At 38.8% G+C, this 10,167-nt stretch carries 7 protein-coding genes and 1 rRNA gene (1 of these 8 only partly in view); all 8 read right to left on the bottom strand.

Features of this window, described 5'->3' with window-relative positions; genetic code table 11:
• Positions 1–1,429, bottom strand: a 16S ribosomal RNA gene (locus tag IGJ24_RS03990); it reaches 132 nt to the left of the window's first position.
• Between the two features lie 644 nt (positions 1,430–2,073).
• Positions 2,074–3,582, bottom strand: coding sequence for a HAMP domain-containing sensor histidine kinase (locus IGJ24_RS03985; RefSeq protein ID WP_002363430.1), 1,509 nt, complete (start codon positions 3,580–3,582; stop codon positions 2,074–2,076).
• Between the two features lie 10 nt (positions 3,583–3,592).
• On the bottom strand, positions 3,593–4,279 hold the full coding sequence (locus tag IGJ24_RS03980) for a response regulator transcription factor (RefSeq protein WP_002355954.1): 687 nt from the start codon (positions 4,277–4,279) through the stop codon (positions 3,593–3,595).
• 157 nt (positions 4,280–4,436) lie between these two features.
• Positions 4,437–5,858, bottom strand: a complete 1,422-nt coding sequence (gene gndA / locus IGJ24_RS03975; protein ID WP_002355953.1) for an NADP-dependent phosphogluconate dehydrogenase — start codon at positions 5,856–5,858, stop codon at positions 4,437–4,439.
• Between the two features lie 204 nt (positions 5,859–6,062).
• The gene (rpmF, locus tag IGJ24_RS03970; protein WP_002355952.1) at positions 6,063–6,242 is read right to left on the bottom strand and encodes a 50S ribosomal protein L32; all 180 of its coding nucleotides are present in this window, start codon (positions 6,240–6,242) and stop codon (positions 6,063–6,065) included.
• Between the two features lie 56 nt (positions 6,243–6,298).
• On the bottom strand, positions 6,299–6,868 hold the full coding sequence (locus IGJ24_RS03965; protein WP_173951002.1) for a YceD family protein: 570 nt from the start codon (positions 6,866–6,868) through the stop codon (positions 6,299–6,301).
• A gap of 372 nt (positions 6,869–7,240) precedes the next feature.
• On the bottom strand, positions 7,241–8,998 hold the full coding sequence (pyk, locus tag IGJ24_RS03960; protein ID WP_002355949.1) for a pyruvate kinase: 1,758 nt from the start codon (positions 8,996–8,998) through the stop codon (positions 7,241–7,243).
• Between the two features lie 64 nt (positions 8,999–9,062).
• A complete protein-coding gene (gene pfkA, locus IGJ24_RS03955; RefSeq protein WP_002355947.1) occupies positions 9,063–10,025 on the bottom strand; it encodes a 6-phosphofructokinase in 963 nt (320 codons plus the stop codon).
• Positions 10,026–10,167: the final 142 nt, after the last annotated feature.

Here is a 10,167-nt window from a genome sequence, read left to right as displayed (position 1 = left end):
GTGTGACGGGCGGTGTGTACAAGGCCCGGGAACGTATTCACCGCGGCGTGCTGATCCGCGATTACTAGCGATTCCGGCTTCATGCAGGCGAGTTGCAGCCTGCAATCCGAACTGAGAGAAGCTTTAAGAGATTTGCATGACCTCGCGGTCTAGCGACTCGTTGTACTTCCCATTGTAGCACGTGTGTAGCCCAGGTCATAAGGGGCATGATGATTTGACGTCATCCCCACCTTCCTCCGGTTTGTCACCGGCAGTCTCGCTAGAGTGCCCAACTAAATGATGGCAACTAACAATAAGGGTTGCGCTCGTTGCGGGACTTAACCCAACATCTCACGACACGAGCTGACGACAACCATGCACCACCTGTCACTTTGTCCCCGAAGGGAAAGCTCTATCTCTAGAGTGGTCAAAGGATGTCAAGACCTGGTAAGGTTCTTCGCGTTGCTTCGAATTAAACCACATGCTCCACCGCTTGTGCGGGCCCCCGTCAATTCCTTTGAGTTTCAACCTTGCGGTCGTACTCCCCAGGCGGAGTGCTTAATGCGTTTGCTGCAGCACTGAAGGGCGGAAACCCTCCAACACTTAGCACTCATCGTTTACGGCGTGGACTACCAGGGTATCTAATCCTGTTTGCTCCCCACGCTTTCGAGCCTCAGCGTCAGTTACAGACCAGAGAGCCGCCTTCGCCACTGGTGTTCCTCCATATATCTACGCATTTCACCGCTACACATGGAATTCCACTCTCCTCTTCTGCACTCAAGTCTCCCAGTTTCCAATGACCCTCCCCGGTTGAGCCGGGGGCTTTCACATCAGACTTAAGAAACCGCCTGCGCTCGCTTTACGCCCAATAAATCCGGACAACGCTTGCCACCTACGTATTACCGCGGCTGCTGGCACGTAGTTAGCCGTGGCTTTCTGGTTAGATACCGTCAGGGGACGTTCAGTTACTAACGTCCTTGTTCTTCTCTAACAACAGAGTTTTACGATCCGAAAACCTTCTTCACTCACGCGGCGTTGCTCGGTCAGACTTTCGTCCATTGCCGAAGATTCCCTACTGCTGCCTCCCGTAGGAGTCTGGGCCGTGTCTCAGTCCCAGTGTGGCCGATCACCCTCTCAGGTCGGCTATGCATCGTGGCCTTGGTGAGCCGTTACCTCACCAACTAGCTAATGCACCGCGGGTCCATCCATCAGCGACACCCGAAAGCGCCTTTCACTCTTATGCCATGCGGCATAAACTGTTATGCGGTATTAGCACCTGTTTCCAAGTGTTATCCCCCTCTGATGGGTAGGTTACCCACGTGTTACTCACCCGTCCGCCACTCCTCTTTCCAATTGAGTGCAAGCACTCGGGAGGAAAGAAGCGTTCGACTTGCATGTATTAGGCACGCCGCCAGCGTTCGTCCTGAGCCAGGATCAAACTCTCATAATAAAAGTTAGAACAATCTTGCGATTGTTAAGCTCAATTTGTTTGCTAGCATATTGCTTGCTTGTTAAAAATGTTTGTTGTCTTGAATTGAATCAAGACGCCCTACACATTTGGTTCGTCTATTCTTTGTTCAGTTTTCAAAGGTCTACGTTACCTCGCAGCAACTTTTATATCATAACAAACTTTCGTTTGAATGTCAAGAACTTTTTTGAAAAAGTTTTTTTAAGTTGTTTCGCTCGGTCGTTGTCGTCTGTTGTGACAACTTCTATATCTTATCATTATCTCAGTTGTTTGTCAACAACTTTTTAAAACTTTTTTGTTATTTTATAACAAGTTTTTTCGATCAAACGATTGATTTAAAAGCAATCTCTTTAACGACTTTGTTATTCTAACATGTTATTTATCTTTTCGTCAAGAAAAATTTTTAACTTTTTAAAACTTTTTTCTTAACGAACTGTTTGTCAGAACAGATATTAATATACCAAGGATTTTTCTAAAACGCAACTATTATTTTGCAGAAAAATAACATTTTTTTCAATTTCGAACGATGAATATTTTCTGCAAAGAAAACATTCGTTTCTTTATCTTATAATCCCTTTTCTCTTACTGAAATGTTCGTTAATCATTCGTAAAAAAAGCAACGTACTTTATTGTACGTTGCTCTCTTCTTTTATTCCAGCGATTGGAATAAAAATTCTAAAGATCGTTCCTTGATGCAATACGCTTTCTGCATCAATACGTCCTTTATAGTTTTCGACTAATTGTTTTGCAATCGATAGACCTAAGCCATTACCACCTTTATTTCTTGCACGGGCTTTATCTACTCGATAGAATCGATCAAATATTTTCTCCAAGTCTTCTTCAGTGATTCCTTCACCAAAATCTTGCACAGCTATTTCAAATTCATTCATCGTTCGAGAAATGGAAATATGCACTTCTTTTCGATCGGTTGAATATTTAATCGCATTATCTAATAGAATAATTAGCAATTGTTCAAAGTGATTACGATAGATTTTCAGCTCAACTTCGGTTGGTAAATCGTCATCTAATGTGATATGAAACTCAGGATAAACCAATTGGAAGTTATTAAATACTTGGTAGACTACTTGTTTAGCATCTGTTCGTTCATTTGCATATTGGGTGTCCACTTGTTCAGCGCGTGAAAGGTCAAGCATTTCTTGGACCAAACTCTTCATACGACTAATTTCTTGTAAACTGGCCTTTAATGATTCATCTAAAATTTCAGGATCGTCTTTCCCCCAACGATTTAAAAGGTTTAAATGGCCTTCCATAATCGCAACGGGCGTTCTTAATTCATGGGAAACATCTTCAACAAACTGCTCTTGTTGTTCGATATAGCGTCTCATACGATCTAACATTTCATTAAATATTTCCGAAATATCTGCTAACTCATCTCTCGTATTAATCTCCGGCATGTGGACATCTGATTGCGGGTCTTTGCGGATTGTATCCATCGTGTCTCTCAATACTTTTAATGGTTTTAAGAAATAAGAAGAGAGGATAAAGCCTAAGACACTACTTACAATCAGAGAAATCACTTCTAAAACTACAAGTGTTAATAATAAATGATTACGAATTTCATAAAAAGAAGAAAGTTCATAAAACGCTTGAATATAGCCAATCTTTTCTCGTGTTTCTTTTGAAAAAATAGGTTCCACGGAATAAAAACCGGTTTTATCAAAAACGGTTCGAACAACAGGTAATTGTCGATCCAATTGTAATAACTTATCATATTCATTTTGTGTTTTAAAAACTAGTTTTTGGTTTGTGTCATACACAGATAAATAAAGTTCTGGTTGTCCTAGTTCAGATATGAAACTGTCCATTTCCATAAACGAACCTTCTACTGCTGTATGCTTATTATAGTAGTTTTCATCTCTTTCACTCGGCGTTTTTAAATAGTCAAAAACGTCTGTTACCGTTAAATTTTCATTGGCATTAGCTAATCGATTTGTTACTTCTGCAATCGTTGCTTCGACATTTTCCTTTTCTTTGGCAACAATAAGACTGACAGAAGACTTATAGGTAATCACCGCAAAAATGGTAAAAACTACAAATATAAAGAAAGAACTTGCGAAAGCCCACTTTATAGTTAAAGATGGGCCTTCCAGTTCTTTTTTAATCGTTCTTTTCATTAATTAGTTCTCACGAACGCATAACGTAGCCAGTTCCACGGACAGTTTGGATGTAGCTTTCTTCTCCAGGTACGTCAATTTTATTTCGCAAGTAGCGGATATACACATCCACAACGTTTGTTTCTACTTCTGTTTCATAGCCCCAAACTTTATTTAGTAACACATCACGTGCCAAGACAACGTTCACGTTTTCCATTAGCGTTAATAGTAATTCGTATTCGCGTTTTGTTAATTCAATCATTTCAGAATTACGACGAACGACACGATTTTCTTTTTCAATTGTTAAGTCACGATATGTAATCGTTGTTTGTTTTGCAACGTTTTTATCGCCCTCAATATCAATACGACGAAGTAACGCACGTAAACGAGCTAACAATTCTTCAATTGCAAATGGTTTAACAATATAATCATCCGCTCCATGGTCTAAGCCAGAAACACGGTCAATTACTGAATCACGCGCAGTCATCATAATAATTGGTGTATTTTTCACTTGGCGAACACGGCGACATACTTCTAATCCATTTAATTCTGGTAACATCAAATCAAGAAGGATAGCATCCCATTCGTTGTTAAGAGCGGCTTCCAATCCTGTACGACCATTGTAGTGTACTTCTGTCGTATACCCCTCATGTTTTAATTCAAGCTCAACGAATCTCGCTAAGTTCTTTTCATCTTCAATAATTAAAATGTTGCTCATTTGATTAATTGTCCTTTCTCTTTAAAAGCTATACTCAAGCTCAACCTTTTTATTCCTTACTACTTATTAGAGAATTACTACTCAATCTATCTGGTTCTTTTTTAAGCCACAGTAAAACCATGAGCATGGTGAGCCACACTCATGGTCTCCAGCGTGTTTATTCTTCGTTGTACCAGCTGTAATGGTAGATTCCTTCTTTGTCTGTGCGTTCGTACGTATGAGCACCGAAGTAATCACGTTGTGCTTGAATTAAATTCGCTGGTAAGCGATCTGAACGATAAGAATCGTAATAAGCAATTGCAGATGAGAATGTTGGTACAGGAACACCTGCTTGAACAGCAATCGCAACAACTTCACGAACGGCTTGTTGATATTTTTTCGTAATTTCTACGAAGTATTCATCTAACAACAAGTTTTCAAGTGCTGGATTTTTTTCATATGCATCGGTAATTTTTTGTAAGAATTGTGCACGGATAATACAACCTGCTCGCCAGATTTTTGCAATTTCACCAAATGGTAAATCCCATCCGTATTCTTCAGAAGCTGCACGGAGTTGTGCAAACCCTTGCGCATAACTCATTAATTTACTAAAGTATAATGCTTCGCGAATTTTTTCAATCAATTCTTTTTTATCGCCTGCAAAGTTAAAGGCTGCAGGTTTTGATAAAATGCCACTTGCTTTTACGCGTTCTTCTTTGTAAGCCGAAATAAAACGTGCAAATACTGATTCTGTAATTAATGGTAATGGTACGCCAAGATCTAACGCACTTTGGCTTGTCCATTTACCTGTTCCTTTGTTGCCTGCTGCATCAAGAATAACATCAACGATTGGTTGGTCGGTTCCTTCATCATCTTTACGTGTCAAAATGTCAGCCGTGATCTCGATAAGGTAACTGTCTAATTCGCCTTCGTTCCATTCTTTGAAAATCTCTGCCATTTCATCAACAGATAAACCTAAGATTTGTTTCATTAAATCGTAGGATTCAGCAATTAATTGCATGTCCCCATATTCAATCCCATTATGAACCATTTTTACATAATGTCCAGCACCATTTGGGCCAATGTAAGTCACACATGGTTCACCGTCTTCTGCTTTAGCTGAAATTTTTTCAAGAATTGGCGCAACTAACTCATACGCTTCTTTTTGTCCGCCAGGCATGATAGATGGTCCTTTCAAGGCTCCTTCTTCTCCGCCAGAAACGCCAGTACCAATAAAGTTAATTCCTGAGTTTGCTAGTTCTTCATTACGTCGCATTGTGTCTTTGAAGAACGTATTACCGCCATCAATTAAGATGTCGCCTTTATCAAGGTGTGGTAACAATTCTTGGATTGTCGCATCTGTTGCAGGTCCAGCTTTAACCATCAACATAATTCGACGAGGTTTTTCAATTGCATTCACAAATTCCTCAATTGAGTATGTTGCTTGAAAGTTTTTGTCAGGATGTTCTTCAACCACTTCTGTTGTTTTTGATCCTGTACGGTTATACAGCGCAACTGTATAGCCTCTGCTTTCAATGTTTAAAGCAAGATTTTTTCCCATGACAGCCATGCCGACTACGCCAAATTGTTGTTTTGTCATTTTATGACCTCCTATATTATAATCAACGAAAATTCTATGAGCATTCTCTTATAATCCTCACTATTATAACGCACTATCTTTCATATGAAAACAATATAGTGCCAATAAATTTCCAATTTCTTCATATTTTCTTAAAAAAATACAAATCCCCTAGGCTCCATGGTTAGCCTAGGGGATTCAACATTTCAAAAAATGTTTTTATGCTTATGCTTCTTTAGACATTACGTCTTTTCCATCGTAGTGACCACATGCTGGACATACGTGATGGCTTTTTTTCATTTCACCACAGTTTGAGCATGCATTTAAGCCTTTGATTGTTAATTTGTAGTGTGTGCGACGTTTTGCTTTTTTCGCTTTAGAAGTTCTTCTAGCTGGTACTGCCATTGTTGTTCCACCTCCTTGTAAAGATGCGTGTATTTACATACACAATATATTCCAACCTAGCTGTTATCTTCCTCTTCAGCATTATCGCTGAGTAATTCTGATAGTTTAGCCAGACGAGGATCCACTGTTTGTTCTGCTGCTTTCTGCTTACTTTCCAAATATGCTTCTTCTGAAATCACTTCCCAGTCATTGCCACTTGGCATTTCTTGACTGTTTTGTTCTTCTTCTGTAAGCACTTGAATTGGAATGGACAATAGAATGTTGTCTTCGACAGATTCATCTAAATCAATTGTTGGCTTGTCCAATAAAATAATCTCTTCATCTGCAAATCGTTCATCCCTTGTATCCATTTGTTCTTTTGTCATAAAGACTTCATCGACCGTGATTTGCATTGGCAAAGCCACAGGTTCTAAAGAACGGGATGAAGGAACGGTTACAGTTACCTGAATAGTGTAATGAAGTAAATATTCTGATTTATTGACTGCTAATAAGCCTTCTACTTTGATTGGACTAACATCCAACAAGGTATCATCTCGTTGAAGAAGCTCTTCTTTAAGATGCAATGTTTCTGAAAACACTAGCGGCTCTTCTTTGTATTTATTTAATTCTAACAAAGACCACTTCATAATTATCACTCCTAAGCAACAAAAGCTATTATACAGGGGTATGAAAGCTTTGTCAATGAAATTTTCTTGACAGCCCTTTCTTATTCCCTGTTTTTCTTTCGTTTTTTTTATAATTGTTTTTCTGTTGAAGATAACTTAGCGCTTATTTAATTAAATAACAAAATTTTTGTGTGAAATAACATAAATAATTTAAAACTCAGACATAATTTTACTATTTGCGCCCAACTCTTTATTTACTGAATACGTGTTTCTGAACATTTCATACTACTGTCTTCCTTGTAAAAAAAGCTGAGACAAACTGACGAATCGGTTTGTCCCAGCTTTGCGTCCGAGTACATATTGCTTAAAATCAAATGATTGAATTAATTAGACTTAGATAGCTGTTGTTGCTCCGCGGTAAACAATACCACGACGAGGATCAACAGTAATCACTTCGTCATTATTAATTAATGATGTTGCATCTGCAGCACCTACGATAACTGGAATATTTTGTGCAATCGCTACAACAGCTGCATGAGAAGTTAAACCACCTTCTTCAACAACTAATGCTGATGCTTTTTCAATTGCAGGCATGTATTCTTTATCTGTTGTTTTTGTAACTAAAATAGCTCCTTCAGTCGCTTTAGCAACTGCTTCTTCAGCAGTTCCTGCCACAACGGCTTTTGCAATAATTGCTTCTTCGCCGACACCTTGACCTTGAACTAATTTAGAACCGATCATTTGAATTTTCATTAAGTTTGTTGTGCCTTTTTCGCCAACTGGAACACCAGCAGTGATAATGATTAAATCACCTTCTGAAGCATAACCTTCTTCTTGTGATACTTTTGAAGCTAAATTAAACATTTCATCTGTGCTTGATGGTTTGTCAGCAACTGTTGCGTAAACACCCCATGATAATGATAAGCTACGTGCTTTTTGTTCTGAGAACGTAATTGCAACGATATGTGCTTTTGGACGGTATTTAGAGATCATACGTGCTGTATGGCCTGATTCTGTTGCCGCAACGATTGTTTGGATACCCAAGTTACGTGCTGTATGGCCAACAGATTGTCCGATTGCTTCAGTCATATCTGTTTTGCTATATAATTTCAATGCGAATGAATCTTGGTTAACTAATGTTTCTTCTGTACGAACTGCAATACGAGCCATTGTTTGAACAGCTTCTAATGGGTAATCCCCTGCTGCAGTTTCGCCTGATAACATTACTGCATCTGTTCCATCGTAGATTGCGTTTGCTACGTCATTTGCTTCCGCACGTGTTGGACGTGGGTTACGTTGCATTGAATCTAACATTTGTGTTGCAGTGATAACTGGTTTACCTAAAGCATTACATTTTTTAATTAAAGCTTTTTGGACAACTGGAACATCTTCTGTTGGAATTTCAACACCCATGTCACCACGAGCAACCATTAAACCATCAGAAACTTTTAAGATTTCATCGATATTATCGATACCTTCTTGGTTTTCGATTTTAGGAATGATTTGGATGTGTGTTGCGTTTTCTTCTTCTAAAATTTTAGTGATTTCTAAAACGTCAGAAGCACGACGAACGAAGCTAGCTGCGATAAAGTCAATTCCTTGACCAATTCCGAAACGGATATCGTTAGCATCTTTTTCAGTGATCCCTGGTAAGTTTACAGAAACGCCTGGTACGTTAACGCCTTTTTTGTTTTTCAAGACGCCTTCGTTTTTAACAACTGTTACGATTTCGTTTGCATCACGGTCGATATCAGTTACTTCTAAATCGATTAAACCATCATCTAAAAGAATGTGTGAACCTACGTTTACATCATTGATTAATTCTGGATAAGTGATTGAGAATTTTTCATTTGTTCCTAAAACTTCTGTCATAGAAATACGTACTGAGTCACCAATTTTCATTGTGATTGCGCCATTTTCCATGTCATTTGTGCGGATTTCAGGACCTTTTGTATCTAGTAAGATCGCTACGCGTTTCCCTGTAATTTTTACAGCTTCACGAATGTTTTTAATACGAGCACCATGCTCTTCGTAGTCACCATGTGAAAAGTTCAAACGGCAAACATTCATACCTGCATTAATTAAGTTTACTAGCATATCAACGGATTCACTAGCTGGTCCAATCGTACATACGATTTTCGTTTTTTTCATTACTAAAACGCTCCTATTCCAAATTTGTTTATACAAAGCTAATAAGATTAGCTAATATACAAGATTAAAAAGAAATTTCATGATTTAACTCATAAAGAGATAAATCTGGTTTGTGTTTATTGTTTTCTAACGTGTCAATAATATCAGCTGCAACTACTTGGTTATCTAACATACCGATACATAAACCGCCTTTACCTTCTTTTAGAAGTTCAACAGCATATGACCCAAATTTACTTGCTAATACACGGTCACGAGCACTTGGGGAGCCCCCACGAACCACGTGTCCTAAAATTGATACACGCGTATGGAAATCACCGTATTCAGAAAGTTTATCAGCAAATTCATTTCCGCCCATTACGCCTTCTGCTAAAATGATTAAGCAATGTTTTTTCCCGCGGTCGCGGCCTTCTTGAATACGTTTGGCAACGTTTTTCATATCAAAATCATGTTCAGGAATAATGATTTCATCTGCTCCGCCTGCCACGCCTGACCACAATGCGATATCACCAGCGTTACGTCCCATTACTTCGATAACGAATGTACGAACATGAGAAGTCGCTGTATCACGAATTCGGTCAATTGATTCCAAAACAGTGTTAATCGCTGTATCAAAACCGATTGTGAAATCTGTTCCAGGAATATCATTATCAATCGTTCCAGGAATTCCAACAGCGGGGAAACCACGTTTTGTCAAAGCCATTGCGCCATGATAAGAACCGTCTCCACCAATAACAACTAAGCCTTCAATACCGAATTTTTTCAATTGTTCGATTCCTTTTAATTGCCCTTCTTCAGTAGCAAATTCAGGATAACGAGCAGAGTACAAGAATGTTCCACCACGTTGAATCTTATCGCCAACGTCAGCAACATCTAAACGACGGATGTCGCCTGCGACTAAACCGGCAAATCCATAGTTAATACCGTAAACTTCGATTCCATCAAAAATACTTTTGCGTACGACTGCACGAATTGCAGCGTTCATTCCAGGGGCATCTCCCCCGCTGGTTAAAATACCAATGCGTTTCATTCGCTATTTCACCTCATATAATATACTTTCAACTGCCAAAAGAAACCTTTTCGCAAAAATTGATATACAAAAATATTACGTCATTCATTTTACCATTAAAGAACCAAAATGTCTTGAGTTAAGAAGAAAAAAATGAAAAAAG

The sequence above is a fragment of the Enterococcus sp. DIV0546 genome, from assembly GCF_051712785.1.
GTDB lineage: Bacteria > Bacillota > Bacilli > Lactobacillales > Enterococcaceae > Enterococcus > Enterococcus faecalis.
Note: the sequence above shows the minus strand (reverse complement) of the source record. Positions and strands in the feature narration are given on the sequence as shown.